General features: G+C 68.8%; 18 protein-coding genes. 9 read left to right on the top strand and 9 right to left on the bottom strand.

Annotation, left to right across the window (positions count from 1 at the left end; translation table 11 throughout):
* The first annotated feature begins 227 nt into the window (after positions 1 to 227).
* The 3 genes from PL79_RS25645 to PL79_RS25635 all read left to right on the top strand — a co-directional run bounded on the left by PL79_RS25645 (position 228) and on the right by PL79_RS25635 (position 5,900).
* Positions 228 to 1,826 (top strand): bifunctional aminoglycoside phosphotransferase/ATP-binding protein, encoded by a 1,599-nt coding sequence (locus PL79_RS25645; protein ID WP_044846521.1) that lies wholly within the window; start codon positions 228 to 230, stop codon positions 1,824 to 1,826.
* Positions 1,827 to 2,259: 433 nt separating this feature from the next.
* Positions 2,260 to 4,686: a membrane-bound PQQ-dependent dehydrogenase, glucose/quinate/shikimate family gene (locus tag PL79_RS25640; RefSeq protein WP_044846520.1), complete on the top strand. Its 2,427-nt coding sequence runs from the start codon at positions 2,260 to 2,262 to the stop codon at positions 4,684 to 4,686.
* 92 nt (positions 4,687 to 4,778) lie between these two features.
* Positions 4,779 to 5,900, top strand: a complete 1,122-nt coding sequence (locus PL79_RS25635) for a porin (protein WP_082088608.1) — start codon at positions 4,779 to 4,781, stop codon at positions 5,898 to 5,900.
* A 53-nt stretch (positions 5,901 to 5,953) separates the two neighbouring features.
* Here PL79_RS25635 and PL79_RS25630 read toward each other — a convergent pair whose 3' ends face one another.
* Positions 5,954 to 6,724: a class I SAM-dependent methyltransferase gene (locus PL79_RS25630; RefSeq protein WP_044846519.1), complete on the bottom strand. Its 771-nt coding sequence runs from the start codon at positions 6,722 to 6,724 to the stop codon at positions 5,954 to 5,956.
* A gap of 303 nt (positions 6,725 to 7,027) precedes the next feature.
* On the opposite strand from PL79_RS25630, the gene PL79_RS25625 reads away from it, so the two are divergent.
* Positions 7,028 to 7,348 (top strand): hypothetical protein, encoded by a 321-nt coding sequence (locus tag PL79_RS25625; protein ID WP_044846518.1) that lies wholly within the window; start codon positions 7,028 to 7,030, stop codon positions 7,346 to 7,348.
* A 50-nt stretch (positions 7,349 to 7,398) separates the two neighbouring features.
* Here PL79_RS25625 and PL79_RS25620 read toward each other — a convergent pair whose 3' ends face one another.
* Together PL79_RS25620 and PL79_RS25615 are read right to left on the bottom strand one after the other, a co-directional pair.
* Positions 7,399 to 8,397: an ABC transporter substrate-binding protein gene (locus PL79_RS25620; RefSeq protein ID WP_044846517.1), complete on the bottom strand. Its 999-nt coding sequence runs from the start codon at positions 8,395 to 8,397 to the stop codon at positions 7,399 to 7,401.
* 66 nt (positions 8,398 to 8,463) lie between these two features.
* A complete protein-coding gene (locus PL79_RS25615; RefSeq protein ID WP_044846516.1) occupies positions 8,464 to 8,808 on the bottom strand; it encodes a DUF3088 domain-containing protein in 345 nt (114 codons plus the stop codon).
* A gap of 478 nt (positions 8,809 to 9,286) precedes the next feature.
* Here PL79_RS25615 and PL79_RS25610 point away from each other — a divergent pair, with 478 nt between their 5' ends.
* The 4 genes from PL79_RS25610 to PL79_RS25595 all read left to right on the top strand — a co-directional run bounded on the left by PL79_RS25610 (position 9,287) and on the right by PL79_RS25595 (position 13,702).
* Positions 9,287 to 10,471 carry a porin gene (locus PL79_RS25610; protein ID WP_044846514.1) on the top strand — a complete coding sequence of 395 codons (1,185 nt, stop codon included), beginning with the start codon at positions 9,287 to 9,289 and terminating at the stop codon, positions 10,469 to 10,471.
* 442 nt (positions 10,472 to 10,913) lie between these two features.
* Positions 10,914 to 11,840, top strand: coding sequence for a sulfite dehydrogenase (gene soxC, locus PL79_RS25605; protein WP_442861570.1), 927 nt, complete (start codon positions 10,914 to 10,916; stop codon positions 11,838 to 11,840).
* Positions 11,833 to 12,390 (top strand): c-type cytochrome, encoded by a 558-nt coding sequence (locus tag PL79_RS25600; protein WP_082088435.1) that lies wholly within the window; start codon positions 11,833 to 11,835, stop codon positions 12,388 to 12,390. The genes soxC and PL79_RS25600 overlap by 8 nt, the downstream gene beginning before the upstream one ends.
* Before the next feature lie 112 nt (positions 12,391 to 12,502).
* Entirely contained in the window at positions 12,503 to 13,702 is a 1,200-nt protein-coding gene (locus PL79_RS25595) for an LLM class flavin-dependent oxidoreductase (protein ID WP_044843486.1), read from the top strand.
* Positions 13,703 to 13,704: 2 nt separating this feature from the next.
* Here the strand turns inward: PL79_RS25595 and PL79_RS25590 are convergent, their stop codons facing one another.
* From PL79_RS25590 to PL79_RS25565, 6 genes are all read right to left on the bottom strand, one after another.
* A complete protein-coding gene (locus PL79_RS25590) occupies positions 13,705 to 15,069 on the bottom strand; it encodes an LLM class flavin-dependent oxidoreductase (RefSeq protein ID WP_044843485.1) in 1,365 nt (454 codons plus the stop codon).
* Between the two features lie 39 nt (positions 15,070 to 15,108).
* The gene (locus PL79_RS25585; protein ID WP_044843503.1) at positions 15,109 to 16,326 is read right to left on the bottom strand and encodes an acyl-CoA dehydrogenase family protein; all 1,218 of its coding nucleotides are present in this window, start codon (positions 16,324 to 16,326) and stop codon (positions 15,109 to 15,111) included.
* Positions 16,327 to 16,501: 175 nt separating this feature from the next.
* Positions 16,502 to 17,389 (bottom strand): ABC transporter permease, encoded by an 888-nt coding sequence (locus PL79_RS25580; RefSeq protein WP_044843484.1) that lies wholly within the window; start codon positions 17,387 to 17,389, stop codon positions 16,502 to 16,504.
* Positions 17,386 to 18,327, bottom strand: coding sequence for an ABC transporter ATP-binding protein (locus tag PL79_RS25575; RefSeq protein WP_415750569.1), 942 nt, complete (start codon positions 18,325 to 18,327; stop codon positions 17,386 to 17,388). Before PL79_RS25575 ends, PL79_RS25580 begins: the two co-directional genes overlap by 4 nt.
* 127 nt (positions 18,328 to 18,454) lie before the next feature.
* Complete coding sequence (locus tag PL79_RS25570; RefSeq protein ID WP_044843482.1) at positions 18,455 to 19,510, bottom strand: ABC transporter substrate-binding protein; 1,056 nt, start codon at positions 19,508 to 19,510, stop codon at positions 18,455 to 18,457.
* Positions 19,511 to 19,553: 43 nt separating this feature from the next.
* Entirely contained in the window at positions 19,554 to 20,468 is a 915-nt protein-coding gene (locus PL79_RS25565) for a TauD/TfdA dioxygenase family protein (RefSeq protein WP_044843502.1), read from the bottom strand.
* Between the two features lie 363 nt (positions 20,469 to 20,831).
* On the opposite strand from PL79_RS25565, the gene PL79_RS25560 reads away from it, so the two are divergent.
* Positions 20,832 to 23,021, top strand: coding sequence for a hybrid sensor histidine kinase/response regulator (locus PL79_RS25560; RefSeq protein WP_044843481.1), 2,190 nt, complete (start codon positions 20,832 to 20,834; stop codon positions 23,019 to 23,021).
* Positions 23,022 to 23,166: the final 145 nt, after the last annotated feature.

The following is a 23,166-nucleotide window of genomic DNA, read 5'->3' as shown; positions in this document are numbered from 1 at the left end:
ACCTGCGTCAAGCGTCTGATCGCGCGTCTGTCGGGCGTCCGGCTTGACCGGCATCAAGTCGCGATACGCCGTGGTCGGCTGCAATAGGGTTCGTCGCGTCGGCAATTCCGGGCCTGCCGGCCGGATCCGGCGACATCGGGCGAACGAGAACGCGCATACTCGTTTCGTATCCAACCCGCCGGGCGCGGCAACGCGTACGCGCGCCCCGTATAACCGATCCGTTCATCATGTCCCGAGCGCCGCATGTCCCGTTCGCGCCGAGCCGCGGAAACGCACGACGAAAGTCGAGACAATTCGATCGCGCGTTGCGCCGGCCAGATACCTATCCCCATCCCGCCGGCCGGATCGAGCGGATCGAAACCCATCTGTCCGTCGTTTATCTGGCCGGGCGCTACGCGTACAAGCGCATCAAGCCGGTGCGCTTCGCCTTCGTGGATCTCGTGCAGCCGGCGCGGCGGCGCCGCTGCGCGCTCGCGGAGTGCACGCTCAACCGGCCGTTCGCCGGCCCGCTGTACCTGGGCGTCTGGCCGCTCGTCACGCATGGCCGGCGGTGGGCGTTCGGTGCACCGGTGCCGACCGGCGGGCGCCGGCGGCGGACGGCGCCGGGCGAGTACGTGGTGCGCATGCGCCGGTTCGACGCGCACGCGATGCTGTCGGCTCGCAGCGCATCGCACGACGATGGTCTCGCGGACGCGGACGCCCTCGCCGATACGCTGGCCCGCCATCATCTGCACGCGTCGCGCCGTGCGCCGCGCGGCCATCCCGGCAGCGCGGCGAGCGTCGCGGCCCAGTGCCGGCCCTTGCTCGACACGCTCGACGTCGCGGTGCCGGACGAAGCCGTGCTGCACGCCTGGTACGAAGCCGAACTGACCCGCATCGCACCGCGGCTCGCCGATCGGCATGCGCTCGGTTTCGTGCGCGCATGTCACGGGGACCTGCATCTCGAGAACATCGTGCGCTGGCGGAACCGGATCCTGATGTTCGACTGCGTCGAATTCGACGACGCGCTGCGCTGGATCGACGTGGCGAGCGATCTCGCGTTCGCGCTGATGGATTTCTCCGCCCACGGACGCGAGGATTGCGCCCACCGCCTCCTTTCCGGCTGGCTGGCGCGGACGGGCGACCATGCTGCACTCGGCGTGCTGCCGTGCTACTTCGTCTACCGTGCGCTGGTGCGCGCGCTGACCGCCCGGCTGCGCGGCGACGCAGCGGCACGCGCCCGCTATCTGCGCATTGCGTCGGCGATGGCCGACGCACGACGCGATGCGCAGCCGGCGTTGCTCCTGTGTCACGGGGTTTCCGGTTCGGGCAAGTCGCTGGCGAGCCGTGCGCTGGCCGAGCGGCTCGGCGCCATCCGGCTGTCCAGCGACGTCGAGCGCAAGCGCCTGGCCGGGGCATCGGCCGGCACCCGCCTGCCCGCCGTTGCCTATTGGGATACGGCGATCGACGAGATCTACGACCGACTGCTTTCGGAGGCTCGCGTGGTCATCGACAGCGGCTACACGGCGATCGTCGATGCGACGTTCCTGCGCCGGCGCAACCGGGCGGCGTTCATCGCGCTCGCCGCCCGGCTCGGCGTGCGCGTCGCGATGCTCGACTTCACCGCGAGCCGGGCAACGCTCGCCGCGCGTGTCGCTGCCCGGGCGGCGCGCGGACGCGATGCCTCCGATGCCGATGCCGCCGTGCTGGCCCGGCAGATCGAGCATGCCGATCCGCTGACCGAAGCCGAAGCAGCGATCGCGATTCGTTTCGACACCGATTGCGATGCCGCGGCGTATGAAAGCGGCGCGTTCTGGGCGCCGTTGCTCGCCGCGCTGCACGCGTAGGCACGCGGCGCGGCTCGTGCCGGACGCCAGGATGGCGCGATCCGCCCGCACGAAGGCGGCTCGCTCGGCTTTCGAGGTGGCTCGCCCCCAACTTCGCCCGGGGCGGCTTCCCCCCGCTGCGGTTCGTTCACTTGCTGCAAGAAATCGACCGGGTTTCCGTTCGATCGCCCGTCGCACTAATCTGCAACACACTTTCAACCAATCGAACAAGAATCGACGAAAAAATGGGCGAGCAAAATCTCCGGTTCGCCATTAAAATGCACCGCTTGGTTAATTTCTACAGCTAACCAGGCTGCACGATCAGGACCTGCGAAGCCCGCGCCCGCGCATGCATGCCATGCGGCGCCTTCTCCACGTGTTCGAACAGGGCCACCCACGGCGCCCTCTTCCCGCCTTTCGATGCAGCCCGGCGCAAACGGATAAGAAGACACTCATGTCCAAGCAATCCCCTGCAGAGCCGATTCGTGCTGCCGCCCGCATCGGCCTGACCGCCGCGGGCGCGGTCTCGCTGCTCCTCGGCCTTTATTTCGTCATCGGCGGCGGCATGCTCGTCGCCCGTGGCGGGAGCGCGTACTACCTGCTGGCCGGGCTCGCCCTGTGTGCGACCGGCGTCCAGCTCGCCCGGCGCCGCGCCAGTGCGGTCGCGATCTACCTCGTGATGCTGATCGCCACGGCGCTGTGGGCCGTGTGGGAAGTCGGCTTCGCGTTCTGGCCGCTCAACGCGCGGATCTTCATGTTCTCGATGATCGGCATGCTGCTCGCGCCGGCCTGGCCGCTGCTGCGCCGTGCCGAAGGCAAGGCACCCGCACGCGGCATGGCATGGGGCATTGCCGCACTCCTGCTCGCCTGCAACGGCGCGTTCGTCTACGGCATGTTCGTGCCGCACGGCACGTTCGGCACCGAGACGCCCGTGCCGGCGGCCGGCAATGCAGGCACCGACGACTGGACGGCCTACGGTCACTCGGACGGCGGCGACCGCTTCACGCGCTACGCGCAGATCGATCGCGACACGGTGAAACACCTGCAGGTCGCGTGGACGTTCCGCACCGGCGACACGCCGCTCAGCCCGGACGGCGGCGGCTCGGAAGATCAGCAAACCCCGCTGCAGGTCGGCAAGACGCTGTTCCTGTGCTCGCCGCACAACACCGTGATCGCCGTGGATGCCGCGACGGGCACGGAGAAATGGCGCCATGCGTTCCCGACCAAAACGACGGTCTGGGTGCGCTGCCGCGGCCTCGCGTACTTCGATGCGGACAAGCCGCTCGTGCAGCCGACCGTCGCCGGATCGACGCCGGTGCTGCCGGTCGCCGCGTCCGGGGATCCGGCCGTGTGCCGCCGCCGCATTTTCATGAACACGATCGACGCGAAGCTCGTCGCGCTCGATGCGGACACCGGCAAGCTGTGCGACGGCTTCGGCGATCACGGCATCGTCGACCTGAAGGCCGGCCTCGGTAACGCGAAGAGCCCGTTGTACCAGCTCACGTCCCCGCCGACGGTCGCGGGCACGACGGTGGTCACGGGCGGCCGTGTCGCCGACAACGTGTCGCTCGACATGCCCGGCGGCGTGATCCGCGGCTTCGACGTGATGACCGGCAAGATGAAGTGGGCGTTCGATCCGGGCAATCCGGACGATCACGCGCAGCCGGCGCAAGGCAAGACCTTCGTGCGCTCGACGCCGAACGTGTGGGCGCCGATGACCTACGACGCGACGTCGAACACGGTCTACATGCCGGTGGGCAACGCGGCGATCGACCTGTGGGGCGTGAAGCGCACCGCGCTCGACGAGAAATACGGCGCGTCCCTCCTCGCGCTCGACGCCACGACGGGCGCGGAAAAGTGGCACGTCCAGACGGTCCACCACGACCTCTGGGACTACGACGTGCCGATGCAGCCGACGCTGATCGAGTTCCCCGCGGAAGGCGGCAAGCGCGTGCCGGCGCTGATCGTCGGCACCAAGATGGGCCAGCTGTTCGTGCTCGACCGCGTGACCGGCAAGCCGCTGACTCAGGTCGTCGAACATCCGGTCAAGACCGCGTCGATTCCTAACGAGCCGTATTCGAAGACCCAGCCGCTGTCCGTCGGCATGCCGCAGATCGGCGCCGACGTGCTCAAGGATTCGGACATGTGGGGCGTCACGCCGATCGACCAGCTGATGTGCCGCGTGATCTTCCGCGGCATGCGCTACGACGGCCTCTTCACCGCGCCGGACACCGATCGCTCGCTCAGCTTCCCGGGTTCGCTCGGCGGCATGAACTGGGGCGGCCTGTCGTACGATCCGAACGCGGACATGATCTACGTGAACGACATGCGCCTGGGCCTCTGGGTCCATCTGGAGCAGGAGAAGAACCGCGGCGGCGCCTCCGACGGCAACGAATCGGTGAACGCGGGCATGGGTGCCGTGCCGCTCGGCGGCACGCCGTACTCGGTGCTGAAGGACCGCTTCCTGTCGCCGATCGGCATCCCGTGCCAGAAGCCGCCGTTCGGCAGCCTCACCGCGGTCGACCTGAAAACCCGCCGCATCGCATGGCAAGTCCCGCTCGGCAGCGTGAAGGACACGCGCCTTCACGGCGTGCAGATGAACATGCCGTCACCGATCGGCATGCCCACCATCGGCGGCTCGCTGACGACCGGCGGCGGTCTCGTGTTCTTCGCCGCAACGCAGGACTACTACCTGCGCGCGTTCGACAGCTCGACGGGCAAGGAACTGTGGAAGGCACGGCTGCCGGTCGGGAGCCAGGGCACGCCGATGAGCTATACAATCGGCGGCAAGCAGTACATCGTCATCTCGGCAGGCGGCGCGCGCCAGTCGCCCGATCGGGGCGACTACGTGGTGGCTTACGCCCTGCCCGACAGCAAGTAAGCGCCGGAATCGACCGGATCGCGTGCGGGACGGGGCGGCGAGGGTTGCCGCACCGTCCCGCATTCAGCGCGTCACCTCACTGTCTTGACTGCATGCTACCGTTGTCCATGAATCGTTCCTTTCCCGCTTCCCGCATCCGAAATCACGACCTCACGCCGGGACGCCGCCGATCGCGCCGGCCGGCGGCCGTCACACGTTTCGCACTGCGCATCGGTGCGGCCGCAACGGCCATTGCCGCACACGCGTCGGCGGCCCATGCGCAAAGCAGCGTGACGCTGTACGGCACGATCGACACGAGCATCGAGATCACGAATCCCGGCGCGGGTTACGTCGCCCGGATGGATTCCGGCGCGTATCGCGGCTCGCGCATCGGCGTGCGCGGCGCGGAGGATATCGGCAACGGCGTGAAGATCCTGTTCGATCTCGAGAACGGCTTCGGCTCGGCGGACGGCACCCTGGCCGCCGCCAACACGTTGTTCAACCGCCAGGCCTGGATCGGCGTGAGCTCACGCTACGGCACGGTGCGGGTCGGCCGTCAGTATTCGCCGATCTACATCCCGTTCAAGGGGCAGCTCGATGCGTTCGGGGCCGGCACGATCGCGTCGGGGCTGAACAATCTGTCGAAAATCACGCCGTACGAAAGCAATGCGATCACGTACCTGTCCCCCGAGGTGCACGGCTTTTCGACCACGATCATGGCGTCGTTGCGCGACGCGAAGGACGGCGACGGCAACGGGCTGGCAGGCCACATCGAGACGTTCGCCTGGCATGACGGCCCGCTGCGCATTTCGTACGCACACCAGCAAACCCACGGCAGCGGCGCACTGCGCGCCAACCTCGGCGGCGTGTCCTATGCGTTCGGCCCGGTGACGGCCTTCCTGTCGTACTTCAATGGCGACGGCGGAACGCCGCGATATCACAGCGACGGCGTGTCGGCTTCCGCACGCTACGCGGTGAACGCGCGTTTTCGCGCGTCGCTGGGTTATACGTGGCTGCGCGACCGGTCGGGCCGCGACAACGATGCCGACCAGTTCAGCGCGGCATGCGAATACGATGTGTCGAAGCGGGTGCTGGTCTATGCGAGTGCCGCGTGGCTTCACAATCGCGGCCAGGCCACCTACACGCTGAGAGGCGTGAACGTGACCGGCCTCACGCCTTCGTGGCCGGGTGCGTCGGTGCGCGGTATCCAGTTCGGCGTGATCGATCGCTTCTAGACGAAGCGCACGTCCGCGGCCGATGTCGCGATCGACGCGACGCGCCCCTTTCGCTAAAAGAATTTCGCAAGCCACCCCGGCGCCGCCGCGCGATCGAACACCACGTGCAGCTCCGGGCTGAACGAGCCGAATTCAAGCCCGTGCCGCGTCGCCAGCAGCGTCAGCGCCTGGCTCGTATAGAACGAAATATGCCCGTTGCGCGGCACGCAGTACCACCATTGCTCGATCCCGCGCGCCAGGATCTCCGGCGTGATCAGGGACGTCTGGAACAGCAGTGCGCCGGCAGGCGCCCGGTAGCGGATGATGTCGGCGAACAGGCTTCGCGGATCCGGATGATGCTCGAAGACCTCGAACGACAGGATCGAATCGAACTGCCCCTGCGGCGCGACGGGATGGCTGAACGGATCATACGAAGTCACGTCCGCGAAGCCGCGCGCGGACAACTTCTTTTCCAGCAGCCCGAGCCCCGAGCCGAAATCGAGAATGCGGGTCTCGCGCATCGACGGAAAGCTGGTGCAGATCAGGTCGGCGTGCTGCTGCGGACGATGCTCGAGATACTCCGGATCGTGGCGCGCGTAGTCGTCGTTGTACACGTGACGCGCAAAATCGTCGTGCGTCCAGCGGTCGAAGGCCGGCGTACACGTGAATCCGCATTGCCGGCACGCGTAGTAGTAGATCGGCACGCCCACGAACGGATCGACCTTTTTCCCGGCGATCATGTCGGCGCCGCAGCGCGAAAAATCGACCACGCCGCAGATGTCCGCGTCGGCACCGCACACCTTGCAGGCGATCGTCGCCGGATGGTTGGCCGGAATGTCAATCATGTTGCAGTCCCCTGGTTGGCTTCAGGCGTACGCGCCACCCGCCCGGTCACGTCGCCCCGGCGCCCCGGCGCCGTCTGCCGGAACGGCGCGGCCGACGGCTACCGCGGCGAATCGTCCCGATCCGCGCACGATACCCGGTTTCTGGCGAACATTTGTTAAATAGCTTGAATAGCCGACAACCGGTCGACAATTTGCCTTAACATCCGGCCACACGATCGACCACGGGCTTCAGCAAGGACCGCGGTCACCATTTTCAACGGCGCGAAAACGGGCGCGGCTTTCATTCGAACGGACGGACCGACCATGTTCCAATCACCAGGAGACTCCTTCGTCGGCGGCTCGCTGCTCGGCCTGTGCGTCGAGGTGCCGCTCGCCGTGCTCGTTTCGCTGATGATGCATGGCGTCGACTGGACCGGGCCGCGCATCGCGATGCTCGTCGCGACGCCGGTACTGATCGCGTGCACCGTGCTGCTGACCCGCCCGGTGGCATTCAGCACCGTATGGAAGCACAAGCGCTCGCCGTTCGAGCTGGACGACAATGTGCGCGCGTCGATCTACGGCCGGCTGACCGGCATCGCGCTCGGCCTGGTGTTCGGCATCATGGTCGCGACGACGTTCGCCTGATTCGATCCGCGCGACAGTCACCTACCGGCGTTTGAAGCGCCGGTCGCGCATCACGCCGACGCCACCAGCGCGTTGAACGACGTATCCCAGAACGGCGCAACGTTCGCCGGCCCATCCAGCACGCCGATTCGCGCGAATACGTCCGCGACTCGTTGATGCTGCGCGATCACGTCGGGCGTGACGGGCAGCAGTGCATAGTCGTCGCTGCGCTGCACGAACATCGCCTCGAGATCGGCAACCGGCACGCGCGTTTCGCCGTTCTGCGCCCGCGCATACGCGCCGAAATGCCCGTTCGCCCACGCGTACGCGCGCTGGAACCGCAGCAGCAGATCGCCGGTCGCCGCGCGCCGGCGCGGGTCGTCCAGCGTGCGCGGGTTCGCATAGATCGGGAAATTGCCGGACAGATAGCCCTTGCCCGTCTTCAGCACGCGCGCCCCGTAACGGTTGCGCGCGAGCTGGCCGTTGTAGCCGTAGATCGCCCACGCGTCGAGGTCGCCGCGGTCGTACGCGGACAACCCGTCGGCCGGCGACAGGTTGATCGGATGGATGTCGTCGAAACCGAGGCCGGCCTCCGCAAGCTGCCGGTACAGGAAATAGTGCGACGTCGTCGCGCGCACGTAGCCGACGCGCTTGCCCTTCAGGTCCGCGATGCCGAGGATCGGCGTGTCCTTGCGCGCGAGCGTGACCTGGTTGTTCAGATCCTCCCGCGTACGCGAGATGAACCGGACGCTGGCCTTCTGGCGTGCGGCGAACACCGCGGGAATCTCGCTGCCCGAGCCGATGTCGAGCGCATCCGCGTTCAGCGCCTCGATGTGCAGTACGCCGTTGTTGAGCTCGCGCCACTCGATCCGGTACGGCGTGTCGCTCAGGCCGGCCGCCTGCAGCAGCGCGCGCCAGCCGCCCTTGTAGGTCGCGACGCGCAGCGTGGTGCCGGCAAGATCGGCGTTGACGGTCGGCGCGGCAAGCGCGACCCGCGCGACCGCGGGGCCCGCCGCGATCGCGGCGCCGGCGAGCACCAGGCGGCGGCGTGCCGCCGAAGTTGACGCCATCGGATACTCCTGTCGATTGAACGGTAAGGGAAAAAGGAAGCCGCCGTGCGCGACGGCCGACGTGCGTCAATGCAGCGAAGGAAAACCGTGGCGCTCGGCCAGCAGATCGAGGATGCGGCGCGGGTCGGTGACGAAGCGCGTCGTGCCGAGCGCTTGCGCGTCGTCCGGCGCCGGTTGCGCGCTACCGAGCACGAGCACCGGCAGGCCTTGATGCGCGTCGTCGAGCACGTCGATCACCGCGTGCCGCGGCCGTTCGAAACCGACCCGGCGCACGTCGAGGCGGCCGGCCCGCTCGGGCGCGCTCGCAAGCAGGCCTTCGATCGCCAGTCCGTGAGGACAGACGAAGTGTCGGCCCGGATACTTCGGATCGGCAAAGCCCGGTTCCAGCAGAAACAACACATCCCGACTCATTTCACACGGCTCCCATATTCGTGGTTCAACCGGGCTGCACGCAGCGTGCACTGCGCCCGGCGCTGGCCGGCTCGCGGCCGGATGCCCGACTCTACTGCCTTGCATCGCGCGGCCCTACCAACGTTTTGCGGAATCGATATGCAGGTGTGCCTACCGCATCGGCCGCGCGTCTCACAGAGCCGCGTTGCATAAAAACATCGTCATCCGAACGGATCTCGTCGCGATATCCAACGATTTCATCGATCGATATGCGCACGACCGCGCATGGCCGTCGCGCGATGTTCGCCATCCATGCCGATACGTCCGCTGCAGCACGCGCGCCGGACGCGATCGCGGCGCACGCGTCGAGCGTGCAGCGGCACGCATTGCAATTCGCTCGCGCAGCGAATTGCAAACCACGGATCGAACGTTCGTCGACCGGACCGACGTCAATAGCATCGTGATCCTCGCAGATTCACCCATAAAAAAGAGGTTATTCATGATCAAGAAGTCGGTAGTCCTGGGTTTGGTTTCGATCGGTTCCATCGGCGCGCATGCGCAGAGTTCCGTCACGCTGTACGGCGTCGTCGACGCCGGCTTTGCCTATACGAACAGCCAGGGCGGCGCGAGCAACATCCAGCAGACGAGCGGCAAGCTGAGCGGCAGCCGCTGGGGCCTGAAAGGCAACGAGGATCTCGGCGGCGGCCTGGCGGCCGTGTTCACGCTCGAAAGCGGCTTCCGGCCGAGCGACGGCGGGCTTGGCCAGGGCGGCCGCCTGTTCGGCCGCTCCGCGTACGTGGGCCTGAGCAAGGCCGACCTCGGCACGCTGACGTTCGGCCGCCAGTACGAGCCGATCACCGATCTCGTCGCGCAGTACGCGGGGTCCGGTTTCTGGTCGCCGGCCACCCATGTCGGCGACAACGACAACCTGAACCAGAGCTTCCGGATCAACAACGCGGTGAAGTTCCGCAGCGCGACGATCGCCGGTTTCACCGCCGACGCGCTGTACGCGTTCAGCAACCAGGCGAACGGCGGCGCGGGCACCGGCTTCTCGAACAACAACGCATGGGGCGTGTCGGCGAACTACGTGAACGGCCCGCTGTCGGCGGGCGCCGGCTATGTGCGGCTCAACCACCCGAACGCGACGTCGAACACGAGCGGTGCGGTGGGCGGCGCGACCACGACGACCGGCAACGACTACAGCGGCGCGTTCTTCTACGGGCTGAACGGCGGCGTGCGCAAGCAGCAGATCGGCGTCGCGGGCGCGAACTACGCGCTCGGCCGCGCGACCCTCGGCTTCGCGTGGAGCCACACGCAGCTCGACTATGTCGACGGCTCGTCGCGCAAGTTCAACAACTACGACGTGAACGGGCGCTACCAGATCACGCCGGCGGCGACGCTGATCGGCGTCTACACGTTCACCGACGGACGCGCGAGCGGCTTGCCGGGCACCGGCGGCCAGACGCTGAAGCCGCGCTGGCACCAGTTCACGCTCGGGTTCGACTATGCGTTGTCGAAGCGCACCGACATTTACCTGTCCGGCATCTACCAGCTGGCCGCGGGCGATGCGAGCACCGCGACGTCCGGTGGCTATCGCCGGATCGCGGCGATCTCGAACATCGGCAGCGCATCGTCGACGAATCGCCAGCTCGCGTTCGTCAGCGGGCTGCGCGTGAAGTTCTGAGCGTTCGCGCAGCCGGCGCGGCGCGATAAGCAAAGCGGGAATCGTTGTTTGCCGCGTCGCGCCCGGTTGCCGAGAATGTCCGTTTTTCGGATGCTGCCGCGCCGCGCGCGGCACGGCTTCTCTCATGACGACTCTCATTCCGCCACGCCGCGCCGGCGAGCGCGGCGCTGCGCCGCTCGCCGGCGGCTGGCCGCCGCGATGCTGCCGGCCGCGGCGCGCTCGCGGGCCAGCCGCTGCCCGCTCGCACCGCTGGACGTGAGCGTGGCGCGTACGCCGGGCGCACCGCTGCTGTCGCCGCCGTATGCCTGCGGGCGGCACGAACGCGATCATCCTCGCAGCGCGCGCCGCCGGCGTTGCCTGCTCCGGCTCGTCGATGACGCCCTCGCCGACCTGTTCGGCGACATCACGCGAACGGCCTCGTCTACGAGGCCATCATGCGGGCGTGCCCGAGATCGATGCACAACGCCACCGCGTCGTCGTGCACGGTCTCGTGCGCGAGCCGCGCAGCTTCACGCTCGACGACCTGCTGCGCTTTCCGTCCGAATCGCGGATCCACTTCCTCGAATGCTCGGGCAATACCGGCAGCGAATGGAACGGCCCGAGCGGCCTGCCCGTCCAGTTCACGCACGGACTGCTGTCGTGCTGCGAATGGACGGGCGTGCGGCTGTCGACGCTGCTCGACGAAACGGGCGTCGATCCGGCCGCGCAGTGGCTGCTCGCCGAAGGCGCGGACGGCGCGGCGATGACGCGCAGCCTGCCGCTCGACCGGATTCTCGAACGCGCGCTCGTCGTCTATGCGCAGAACGGCGAACGGCTGCGCCCCGAGAACGGCTACCCGGTGCGGCTGATCGTGCCGGGCTTCGAAGGCAACACGAACATCAAGTGGCTGCGGCGGCTGAAGCTCGTGCGCGCGCCGGAGATGACGCGCGAGGAAACGTCGAAGTACACGAGCCTGCTGCCGAACGGCTGCGCCCGCCAGTTCGTGTTCGAGATGGACGCGAAATCGGTGATCACGCGCCCGTCGGCCGGCCACCGGCTCGCATCGCACGGCTACTACCCGATCAGCGGCTATGCGTGGTCGGGGCGCGGCCGGGTGCGCGCGGTCGACGTCTCGACCGACGGCGGCCGCACCTGGCGCGCCGCGCGGCTCGCGGGCGACGTGCGCGATCGCGCGCTGACGCGCTTCGAAGCCGACTGGGTCTGGAACGGCGAGCCCGCCGACCTGCAAAGCCGCGCGACCGACGAAACGGGCTACGTGCAGCCGACCCGCGACGCGCTCGTCGCCGCGCGCGGCGTCAATTCCCAATACCACTACAACGGCATCCAGAACTGGCGCGTCGGCGCGGACGGGGAGGTGCGCAATGCGTAACACGATCGTGCGTCGGCTCGCGTCGTGTGCGGCCGTGTCGGCCACGTTCGGCGCGCTCGCGTTGTCTGCGCTACCCGCGTTCGGTGCCGGCTTCGGCCTCGGTCAGCCGGTCGACCGCGCGGCGCTCGCCGCATGGGACATCGACGTCGCGCCCGACGGCAGCGGCCTGCCGCCCGGCGCGGGCACGGTCGCACGCGGCGCGCACGTGTTCGCCGACAAGTGCGCGATGTGCCACGGCGCCGGCGGCCAGGGCGGCGTCGGCGATCCGCTCGTCGGCGGCCTCGGCTCGCTGGCCGGCGCGAAACCGAAAAAGACGGTCGGCAGCTACTGGCCGTATGCGACGACGCTGTTCGACTACATCCGCCGCGCGATGCCGTACAACGCGCCGCAGTCGCTGAGCGCGGACGAAGTCTATGCGGTCACGGCCTACGTGCTGCACCTGAACGGCATCGTGCCGGACGACACGACGCTCGACGCGCGCACGCTGCCGCGCGTCAGGATGCCGAATCGCGACGGCTTCGTGCCCGACCCGCGACCGGGACGACTGTGACGCGACGCGATCCACCGGCCGGCACGACGCAGAACGGCCCGGCAAGACTGCCGGCATCGCGTGCCGGATTTTTTCGTTCGGCGCCAGCGCGCCGCGCAGGGAGGAGCCTACCTTGACCGACACATCCGCCGCCGCTCGGGCCGACGCGCCGCTCGTGGCGTCGCCGTTCGTCGACGTCCGTTCGCCGGCCGATTTCCCCGCCAGCCCCGCGTCGCGCGTGCTCGCGCAGCCGCTGATGCTCGGGCTGTTCCTGCCGATCCAGGCCGGCGGCTGGAGCGCCTCGACGCTGCCGCGCTCGACCGACTGGACGTTCGACTACAACGCCGACCTGGTCGCGCGCGCCGAGGCGCTCGGCTTCGATCTCGTGTTCGCGCTGTCGCAGTGGTTGCCGAAAGGCGGCTACGGCGGCGTGTTCGACGGCCAGGCGCTCGACTCGTTCATGACGCTCGCGGCGCTCACCGCGCGCACCGAACGGATCATCCTCGTCGCGACGAGCCACGTGCTCTACGGGCCGTGGCATCCGCTGCATTTCGCGAAGTTCACGGCGACGCTCGATCACATCTCGCGCGGACGCTGGGGCATCAACGTCGTGACCGGCCACCGCGCGATCGAACACGAGATGTTCGGCTGGAACCGGATCGAGCACGACCGTCGTTACGAGATGGCCGCCGAGTTCGTCGACGCGGTCAGCCAGCTGTGGGCCCAGCCGGACAACTTCAGCTATGCGCCCGCGCTGTCGAGCTGGCGGCTCTCCGGCGCGTTCGTCACGCCGAAACCGCGCTACGGCCGCCCGCTGCTGATCAACGCGACCGGCTCCGACGCCGGCATCGATTTCGCGGCCCGCTATTCGGACATCGTGTTCGTCACGAGCCCGGCCGGCCCGGACGTCGATCTCGCGCTGGACGCGCTGCCCGCGCATACGGCCCGCGTGAAGGCGGCCGCCGCCGCGCGCGGCCGGACGATCCGCACGCTGCTCAATCCGCTCGTGATCTGCCGCGAGACGGCGGCCGAGGCGCGCGCGTACCGCGACGCGATCGTCGCGCATGCGGACGAAGGCAGCTTCCACCGCTTCGACAGCGACGCCCATGCGTGGCGCGGCGGCTTCGAACAACGCGCGCAGGCGGCCGCGCGTGCGATCGGCGGCAACATCTCGATCACGGGCTCGCCCGACGAAGTCGCCGACTACATCGTGCGGCTGCATCGCGCGGGCATCGACGGCATCCAGTTGAGCTTCTACGACTTCAGGCCGGATCTCGACTTCTTCGGCGCACGCGTGCTGCCGCTGCTGCGCGACGCCGGCCTGCGGCGCTGAACTCAGGCCGCCGCGGCGCCGGGCACGGCCGACGCGCGCCGCGCCGCGGGGCGCCGCAATCCGAGGTGATCGCGCAGCGTGCTGCCGGCGTAGTCGCTGCGGAACAGCCCGCGACGACGCAATTCGGGCAGCACGAGCGCGATGAAATCGTCGAGGCCGCCGGGCAGGGTCGGCGCCATCACGTTGTAGCCGTCCGCGCCGTAATGCACGAACCGTTCCTCGAGCGCATCGACGATCTGCTCCGGCGTGCCGACGAGCTGCCAGTGACCGCGCGCGCCCGCGATGCGCAGGTACAGCTCGCGGATCGTCAGGTTCTCGCGGCGCGCGAGCTCGAGCGTCAGCGTCTGCCGGCTCTTGCTCGCATTCGTTTCCGGCAGCGGCGGGATCGGGCCGTCGAGCGGATAGGCGGACAGGTCGACGCCGCCGGTCAGGCCCGACACGAGCGCGAGTCCGACCTTCGGGTCGATCAGCGCCTGCAGCGCGTCGAACTTCTCCTTCGCCTCGCTCTCGGTGCGACCGACCACCGGAAAGACGCCGGGCATGATCTTCAGCGTGTCGGGGTCGCGGCCGAACGCGGCAAGCTGCCCCTTCACGTCCGCGTAGAACGCGACCGCGTCGTCGAGCGTCTGCTGCGCGGTGAAGATCACCTCGGCCGTGCGCGCGGCCAGCCGCGTGCCGGCCGCCGACGAGCCGGCCTGCACGATCACCGGTTGCCCCTGCGGCGCGCGCGGCACGTTCAGCGGCCCGTCCACCCGGAAGAAGCGGCCGCGATGAGCGAGCACGTGGCGCTTGTCCGGGTCGAAGAAGCGGCCGCTGGCACGGTCGCGCACGAACGCGTCGTCGTCCCAGCTGTCCCACAGTCCGCGCACGACGTCGGCGAATTCCTCCGCGCGCGCATAGCGTTCGCCGTGATCGAAATGCGCATCGCGGTTGAAGTTGCGCGCTTCGTGCGCGCTCGACGACGTGACGAGGTTCCATCCGGCGCGGCCGCCGCTGATGTGGTCGAGCGACGCGAACTTGCGTGCGATGTGGAACGGCTCGTTGAAGCTCGTCGACGCGGTGCCGACGAGGCCGATGCGTTCGGTGACGGCCGCGAGCGCCGACAGCAGCGTCAGCGGCTCGAACTGCGCGACGTAGCTGTGCGCGGTGCGGCTCAGGAATTCGACGTCGTCGCCGCGCGTGCCGACGCCGTCCGCGAGGAACACGAGGTCGAACTTCGCGGCCTCGGCCGCCTGCGCGAGCCGCACGTAATGACGAAAGTCGACACCGGCGTCCGCCTGCGAGCCGGGATGGCGCCACGCGGCGATGTGATGGCCGGTCGGATACAGGAACGCGCCGAGGTGCAGGTGGCCGGTGCGGGTCGTCATCGGGGAGCTCCCGGAAAGTGGGCTGCGGGCGCAGCGGAATCAGAACACGCGTCCTTCGGTCAGGTGCGTGGTCACGCCGTTCAGGTCGTAGTCGCCGATCACCCGCGCCTTGTGCAGCAGCGGGTTGTGGCTGAAGATCGTGCGCAGGTTGCGCCAGTGCCGGTCGAGGTTGTGCACGCGCGCGGTCGCCGACGCGCCGCCCACTTCGAACAGCCGTTCGGCCGCGTACAGCGCGAGCTTGCCGACGATCAGCTGCGTGCGCGCGGTCGCGAGCGCGCTGTCGAGCACGCGTTCGTGCGCGTCCGCCGCGCCGGCCTCGATCGCGTCCGCGGAGCGGTCGAGCGCACGCGCGTTGTCGCGCACGAGCGCATCGATCGCGTGGCTGTGCGCCGACAGCTCGCCGACGATCTGCTGGATGAAATGATCGTCGCGCGCGCTCGCCGCCGGGCTGTGCAGCACCGGCCGGCCATGCTCGAGCACGTAGCGGCGCGCGTCGGCCACCACGTTGCGCACGATGCCCGCGCCCGTCGCGACGAGATGAAGCTGCCGCAGCGCGCCGCAATGGCGGCCGACGAGCGTCGAGCCGTCGCGGGCCGCGACTTCGTCCGCGAATACCTGCACGTCGTGCAGCAACAGGCTGCCGCTCGCGGTCATGCGCTGGCCCATGCCGTCCCAGTCGTCGAGCACCTGCACGCCGTCGCGCGCGACCGGGATGATCACGGCGAGCGCGTCGCCCTGCTCGTTCTCCACGTTGATGCGCGCGAAATCGGCAAACGCGGTGCCGGTCGAATAGTATTTGCGGCCCGTCACGCGATGGTGCGCGCCGTCGCGGCGCAGCACGGTCGTGTTCTCGCCCGGCCGCGACGTGCCGCGCTCGGTCGACGCGCCGCCGAAGATCGCGCCGGCCAGCGCGCGCTCGAGCTGCACGTCGTTGAACGGCGTGCGCGGCGACAGCCGCAGCGTCTCGGTCAGGTCGTAGTGGATGCGCAGCGCGTGCGCGAGATTCGAATCGGCGGCCGCGAGCGTCGCGATCGTCTCGAACAGGTCGACCAGCGTGCCGCCCAGGCCGCCGCGTTCGACAGGAATCCTCAGCACGCCGAGCGCGGAACGGCGAAAGAGCGCGAAGCCTTCGAACGGCAGTTCGCGACGCGCCTCGCGTTGCGCGGCGTCGCGCCCGATCGCCGTCGCGAGTTCGGGCAGTGCGGCGAGCGCGGCGCGCAACGCGTCTTGCGGTTCGGCACCATGACGGGCATTCATGCAGCGGTTCCTCATCGTCGAAAAGCGACGGCTCGCCGCACGATTGCGCAGGCCGTCGCCGCAGCCCGCAGGCAGCACCGAAAAGTATAGGGACGCATCCGGTGCGCGTGAAAAACCGATTTCAGCTTTGGTTATGCGTGCGCCGGGAATGCGGCGCGCACGCGCATCGATACGGTCAGTGCGGGATGCCCCAGCGGCGCACCGTCACGCGTTCGAGCGTATCGAACACGAGATGCTCGACGAGCAGGCCGATCACGATGACGGCCGCGAGGCCCGCGAACACACGGTCGGTATACAGCTCGTTGCGGTTCTGGAAGATGTACCAGCCGAGCCCGCCCTGCCCCGCGCTCGCGCCGAACACGAGTTCGGCCGCGATCAGCGTGCGCCACGCGAACGCCCAGCCGACGCGCAGCCCCGACAGGATCGACGGCAGCGCGGCCGGCACGAGAATCAGCACGATCTGGCGCAGGCCGGTGAGGCCGTAGTTGCGCCCGGCCATCTTCAGCGTGGCCGGCACGCCGGCGAACCCCGTGTACATGCTGAGCGCGAGCGGCCAGAGCACCGCGTGCACGAGCACGAACAGCAGGCTGCCGGTGCCGAGCCCGAACCACAGCAGCGCGATCGGCAGCAACGCGATCGACGGCAGCGGATTGAACATCGACGTGAGCATCGACAGCACGTCGCGGCCGATGCGCGTCGACACCGCGAGCGAAGTCAGCACGAACGCGAGCAATACGCCGAGCGCATAGCCGCGCAGCAGCACCGACATCGAGATGCCCGTCTTCACCAGCAGTTCGCCCGACGCGATGCCCTGCACGAACGCGGCCAGCGTCGCGCCGAAGGTCGGCACGAGCAGGTCGTTCGCGACGATACGCGCGATGATTTCCCATGCGGCGATCAGTACGAGTGCGATGACCGCGCGGCGAAAACCGCTCGCGCCGACGATGCGGCGCCACAGCGGTGCGGGCGCCGCACGTTCGGCGTCGGGCGGCGGGTCGAGCGCGCGCACGTATTCGGCGCGTACGGGCGGCAGCGGCGGCAGGACCGGATCGATCGTGCTCATGATGCGATGCCCTCCGTGGCCGGTGCTGCACGCGTTTCGTCTGCTACGTCGGTATCGAACAGCAGATGATGAATGCGCGCGACGCGGTCGCGGAAGTCGCCGCTGCCGACGCTGTCGAGCGAATGGTCGTGACTGTTGAGCTCCGCGCGCACGCGGCCCGGATGCGGCGACAGCAGCAGGATCCGGTTGCCGACGACGAGCGCCTCCTCGATCGAATGCGTGACGAACAGCAGCGTGAAGCGGAACTCGTCCCACAGGCGCAGCAGTTCCTCCTGCATCTTGCGGCGCGTGAGCGCGTCGAGCGCGGCGAACGGTTCGTCCATCAGCAGCACGCGCGGCTGCATCGCCAGCGCACGCGCGATCGCGACGCGCTGCTTCATGCCGCCGGACAGCGTGTGCGGATAGGCATCGGCGAACGCACCGAGGCCGACCTTGTCGAGATAGTGCAGCGCGCGCTCGCGTGCTTCGGCGCGCGACAGCTTCGCGGCCGCGCGCAACGGAAACGCGACGTTCTCGACGACCGTCTTCCACGGCGGCAACTGATCGAATTCCTGGAACACGACGATGCGGTCGGGGCCCGGCCCTTGCACGGGCCGGCCGTCGAGCGCGATCGAGCCCGACACGGGTTCGATGAAGCCGGCGATCGCCTTCAGCAACGTGGACTTGCCGCACCCCGACGGGCCGAGCAGCACGAAACGGTCGCTGCCATACACGTCGAAGCTGACCTGATGGGTCGCGCGCACGATCCGCGCGCCGCTCCGGTATTCGAGGCTCACGCGATCGATCGCCAGCAGGCGCTCGCTGTGCGCGCCGGCCGGCGCGGACGCGGATGCCGGCCTGCTCGCCGCGTCGGTGTCGGTGACGGGTTGGGCGGGCGGTGCGGCGGCGCCGCGCGCCGCGTACGGCGGCAGCCCGATTCGGGGAGAAGTGGCGTTCACGATCGAAACTCTTGCGGGTAAAGCATCAACATACGGCGGCACCGCGCGCGGCCCAACCAACGATTGCACATATCGAAACCGCGTCGACGCATAAGCGTCGATCGCGGCGCCGCAGCGCCACGCCCGCTCAGCTGCCGCCGGCCGTCGCCGGATCGTCGAAGAAGTAGTCGCGCCACGACTTCGGCTCGTTGCGGATCGCGCCGGTGCGATACATGAACTGCGCGAGCTTCAGCGTGTTCTCCGGGGCCGTCTTGAACTGCACCTGCGGATTGCGCAGGATCTTCAGCAGCAACGCGCGATCGATCTTCGAGCCGTTCACGCGGATATAGGTATCGACCGCGCGCTCGGGATCGGCCGCGATCTGGTGCGCGGCGTCGGCGAGCGCGGCGACGAACGCGCGGTACGTCTTCGGGTTCTCGTCGCGGAACTTCTCCGTCGCGTACAGCACCGTCGCGGAACTCGGGCCGCCGAGCACGTCGTAGGAATTCAGCACGATGTGTGCGTTCGGATTGCCCGCGAGTTCCTGCTCCTGGAACGGCGGATTGCCGAAGTGGCCCGTGATCACGTTGCTGTTCGCGAGAATCGCGGCCGTCGCGTCGGGATGCGGGATCGCCTGCGTGAGCGGATCGAGCTTGTCGAACTGCTTGTCGCCCCACTGCTTCGCGGCCGCGTACTGCAGCACGCGCGACTGCACCGACACGCCGACGGCCGGCACCGCGATGCGGTCCTTCGCGCCCAGGTCGGCGATCGTCTTCACGTTCGGGTTGCTGCTGACGAGGTAGTACGGAAAATTGCCGAGCGACGCGACGCCCTTCACGTTCTGCCGGCCGCGCGTGCGATCCCACACGGTCAGCAGCGGCCCGACGCCCGCGCCGGCGACGTCGACCGCGCCCGACAGCAGCGCGTCGTTCACGGCCGCGCCGCCCGACAGGCGCACCCAGTCGACCTTGATGTCGAGGCCGGCCTTGCGCCCTTCCTTCTCGATCAGTTGCTGGTCGCGCGCGACGTTCAGCATCAGGTAGACCACGCCGAACTGCTCGGCGATGCGGATGCGGCCTTCCGCGTGCGCGGCTTGCGGCGTGCCGGCGGCGGCCAGTGCGAGCGCCGCGGTGAGCGTGGCGGCCAGTGCGCGGCGCGCGGCCAGGGTCGTGCGGCGCAGGGCCGGCGAAAGCGGAAACGACATCGGAACTCCAGTGAGAATGAGGCGGCGAACCAGGACGTGCCGTTCAGAACGGCGCGTCACCTTCGATCGTGGTGCGGTACAGCTTGCGGCGCAGATGGTCGGGCGTGCCGGCCGCGAGATGCATCAGCGAGCGGTTGTCCCAGAACACGAGGTCGTGCTCGCGCCAGTGGTGCCGATACAGATGCTCCGCGCGCACGCTGTGCGCGAACAGTTCGTCGAGCAGTGCGCGGCTTTCGTCTTCGGGCAGATCGACGATGCGCGTCGTGAAATGCTCGCTGACGAACAACGCCTTGCGGCCCGTTTCAGGATGCGTGCGCACGACCGGATGCACCACCGCCTCGACCTGCGCGATCTGCTCGGCCGACAGGTTCGGCCGCCACGGGCTGCGCGCCTGCAGCTCCGCATAGCGGGCAAGATACGTGTGCTCGGCACGCCGCCCTTCGACCGCGCGGCGCAGGTGCGCGGGCAGCGTGTCCCACGCGAGATGCATGTTCGCGAACAGCGTGTCGCCGCCCTCGGCCGGCAGCTCCTGCGCATGCAGCAGCGAGCCGAGGCTCGGCTTTTCCTTGTACGACAGGTCGGAGTGCCAGAAATGGCCGGCGTCGCCGAGCCCGATCGGCTTGCCGTTCTCGACGATGTTCGACACGATCAGCACTTCCGGATGCGCGGGCAGCGCGAACTGGTGCAGCACGTGGATCTGCAGCGGGCCGAAACGGCGGCTGAACGCGATGTGTTCGGCCGGCGTGATGCGCTGGTCGCGAAACACCAGCACGTGATGGTCGAGATGCGCGCGATGGATGCGCGCGAAATCGGCGGCGCCGAGCGGTTGCGACAGGTCGATGCCGACGACTTCGGCGCCGAGCGGCGCATCGAACGGGACGATGTCGAATCGCTGCGCGCCGGCCTCCGGCGGCAAGGCGGGCGTCGATATTGCGGCGCGGATGGCGGAAGTCGTCACGGTACAGCCCTTGATTCGGTAAAGATGCGAATCTACGAGCGCGTGCCGCACTGCGTCAACGAAGCGATTCGGATACGTTTATCTGCTGCAGCGATAAAGATCGCTGCTCGGACGGCGGGGCCGGCAGGCGGGCGTCCGCCACCCGACGCGGGCTTTCTGCAGTATTTACAAATGCAGCGCCATCCGGCACCGCCCGCGTGGGCCGGGCCGATGCCGCGGCGTCGCCGGGCATCGGTGCCGGTCCGGCACGCAGCTTGCGCGCGCCGGACCGGATATGGCCGCGGCACGGAATCGCCGGCCGCCAACGGCATTGCCTGGTCGTGAGCGATGAAAACAGTCCCTCCCCTGCTGGAATCGGCACCAATGCGGGCCGATCACTTCGTCCAGTTCTACGAGTCCGACGCGCAGCTCATGTCGGAAGTCGCCGTGTTCGCGGCCCAGGCGCTGAGCGCCGGCGGCAGCGCGATCGTGATCGCGCGGCCCGCCTGCCTCGCCGCGGTGCACGAACGCCTGCACACGCTCGGTGCATCGGCCGGCGGCGCGGCCCGCGGCCGCATCTTCATGTCGAGCGCGCATGCGCTCCTCGACAGCTTCATGAATGGCGACCTGCCCGACCCCGCGCGCTTTCGCCGCTCGATCGGCACGATCGTCGAAGCGGCGATCCGCGCCGGCCGGCCCGTGCATGCGTTCGGCGAAATGGTCGCGCTGCTGTGCGCGCGCAACCGGTACGCCGCGGCGCTGCGGGTGGAAGCGCTATGGAACGCGCTGATCGAGCGGTACCGCTTCTCGCTCTACTGCGGCTATCCGCACGATGCGTTTGCGAACGCCGAGCAGTCGGAGATGTTCCGCCACGTATGCGCGCTGCACCGCCGCATCCTGCCCGTCGCATCGCTGCGCGACGACGAAGGCGGGCTGTACCCGACGCTGGCGCTGGCGCAGCAGCGCTCGCGCGCGCTGAGCGACGAGATCCGCCGCCGCGAGGATGCCGAACAGCAACGCAACGGCGTCCTGATGCACGCGCCATTGCCGATCGCGCTGCTGTCGGGCCCCGCGCACCGGATCGTGCTCGCGAATCACCGCTTCTCGGCCTTGTGCGGCCGGACCGACATCGTCGACCAGCCGCTGACGGCGGTGCTGCCCGGCGGCGATGCGCCCGAGATCGTGCGCGCGCTGGAAGCCGCCCGCGCGCAGGGCTGCTCGACGACGATCGGCGAGCACCGCGACCGGCCCGAGCCGGACGGCGCCCGCGTGTATCGGCTGCATTTCAATCCGCAGCCGCTCGCGGACGGGCTGGGCGTGATCGTCAGTGCGGTCGAGGTGACCGAGCACGTCGCCGCGCGCGAGAAGCTCGTCGCCGCGAACGCGGAGCGCGACCGGCTGCTGGGCGAGCTGCGCGACGCGAATCAGGCCAAGGACCAGTTTCTCGCGGTGCTCGGTCATGAGCTGCGCAATCCGCTGACGCCGATCTCGCTCGCGCTGGAGCTGATCCGCAACCGCGACGGCCACGCGACGCCGAACGAGATCGCGATCATCCAGCGCCAGCTCGATCACATGGTCCGGCTGATCGACGACCTGCTCGACGTGTCGCGCATCACGCGCGGCAAGATCACGCTGAAGAAGGAAGCCGTGCGGCTCGCCGACATCGCCGACCGCGCGGTCGAGATCGCGAGCCCGCTGCTCGAGCAGCGCCGCCACCGCCTGCAGGTCGACGCCGATCCGGACGCGCGCTGCCACGGCGACCCGGTGCGGCTGTCGCAGGCCGTCGCGAACCTGCTGACCAACGCGGCGAAATACACGCTGCCGGGCGGCGACATCACGCTGCGCGCGGCGCGCGGCGCGGACGACACCGCGATCGTCGAGGTGTGCGACAACGGCGCCGGCATTCCGCGCGATCGTCTCGACAGCATCTTCGAGCCGTTCTACCGGCTCGACGGCGAAGCGAAACAGGCGCATGGCGGCCTCGGCATCGGCCTTGCGCTCGTGCGCAGCCTGGTGACGCTGCACGGCGGCACGGTGCGCGCGGACAGCGCGGGCCCCGGCTGCGGCAGCACGTTTACGATCACGCTGCCCGAATACCGGCCGAAAACGGTGGCGGTCACCGTGCCGCAGCCGCCGCCCGGCATCCGCGACCTGGCGCCGGGCCGCACCGGCCGGCGCGTGATGCTGGTCGACGACAACGAGGATGCCGCGTCGACGCTCGCGCAATGGCTGCGCGACGCCGGTCACGAGGTCGCCGTCGTGCACGACCCGGTCACCGCACTGGCCGCGTACCGCGCCTATCGCCCCGACGTCGCGATCCTCGACATCGGGCTGCCGGTGATGGACGGCTACGAGCTGCTGCGGCGGCTGAAGGCGATCACCGAGGTCACGCCGTGCATCTTTCTCGCGCTGACCGGTTATGGCCGCAACGCGGATCGCGAACGCTGTCTCGCGACCGGGTTTCTGCAGCATTTCGTGAAACCGGTCGACCCGGCCGCGCTCCATCTCGCGATGAGCCGGCCGGGGACGGACGGCGATGCGCACGACGGCGCCGGTGCGGAGGCCGGGCGCTGAACGCTGCCGGATCCAGAATGCTGAATGGGGTAATCGTCCTTCTCGTGCAAAACCTGGCGGCTTCATTCTAAATTCCACACCAAATCATGGGCTTAGCAAGAGACCGATTTCGCAAAACAGTGTCCTCCGGATGCAAAATCTGGCG

The organism is Burkholderia sp. USMB20 (genome assembly GCF_000949135.2).
Taxonomy (GTDB): domain Bacteria; phylum Pseudomonadota; class Gammaproteobacteria; order Burkholderiales; family Burkholderiaceae; genus Burkholderia.
The sequence above is the reverse complement of the archived record's forward strand: the minus strand, read 5'-3'. Positions and strand labels throughout refer to the sequence as shown.

Bases quoted from the DNA above. Each gene is read 5' to 3' on its own strand.
- PL79_RS25645 (WP_044846521.1), top strand. From the start codon at position 228: ATGTCCCGAGCGCCGCATGTCCCGTTCGCGCCGAGCCGCGGAAACGCA.
- PL79_RS25635 (WP_082088608.1), top strand. From the start codon at position 4,779: ATGCTACCGTTGTCCATGAATCGTTCCTTTCCCGCTTCCCGCATCCGA.
- PL79_RS25560 (WP_044843481.1), top strand. From the start codon at position 20,832: ATGCGGGCCGATCACTTCGTCCAGTTCTACGAGTCCGACGCGCAGCTC.
- PL79_RS25615 (WP_044846516.1), bottom strand. From the start codon at position 8,808: ATGAGTCGGGATGTGTTGTTTCTGCTGGAACCGGGCTTTGCCGATCCG.
- PL79_RS25590 (WP_044843485.1), bottom strand. From the start codon at position 15,069: ATGACGACCCGCACCGGCCACCTGCACCTCGGCGCGTTCCTGTATCCG.
- PL79_RS25570 (WP_044843482.1), bottom strand. From the start codon at position 19,510: ATGTCGTTTCCGCTTTCGCCGGCCCTGCGCCGCACGACCCTGGCCGCG.
- PL79_RS25625 (WP_044846518.1), top strand. From the start codon at position 7,028: ATGTTCCAATCACCAGGAGACTCCTTCGTCGGCGGCTCGCTGCTCGGC.
- PL79_RS25600 (WP_082088435.1), top strand. From the start codon at position 11,833: ATGCGTAACACGATCGTGCGTCGGCTCGCGTCGTGTGCGGCCGTGTCG.
- PL79_RS25620 (WP_044846517.1), bottom strand. From the start codon at position 8,397: ATGGCGTCAACTTCGGCGGCACGCCGCCGCCTGGTGCTCGCCGGCGCC.
- PL79_RS25585 (WP_044843503.1), bottom strand. From the start codon at position 16,326: ATGAATGCCCGTCATGGTGCCGAACCGCAAGACGCGTTGCGCGCCGCG.
- PL79_RS25640 (WP_044846520.1), top strand. From the start codon at position 2,260: ATGTCCAAGCAATCCCCTGCAGAGCCGATTCGTGCTGCCGCCCGCATC.
- PL79_RS25610 (WP_044846514.1), top strand. From the start codon at position 9,287: ATGATCAAGAAGTCGGTAGTCCTGGGTTTGGTTTCGATCGGTTCCATC.
- PL79_RS25580 (WP_044843484.1), bottom strand. From the start codon at position 17,389: ATGAGCACGATCGATCCGGTCCTGCCGCCGCTGCCGCCCGTACGCGCC.
- PL79_RS25630 (WP_044846519.1), bottom strand. From the start codon at position 6,724: ATGATTGACATTCCGGCCAACCATCCGGCGACGATCGCCTGCAAGGTG.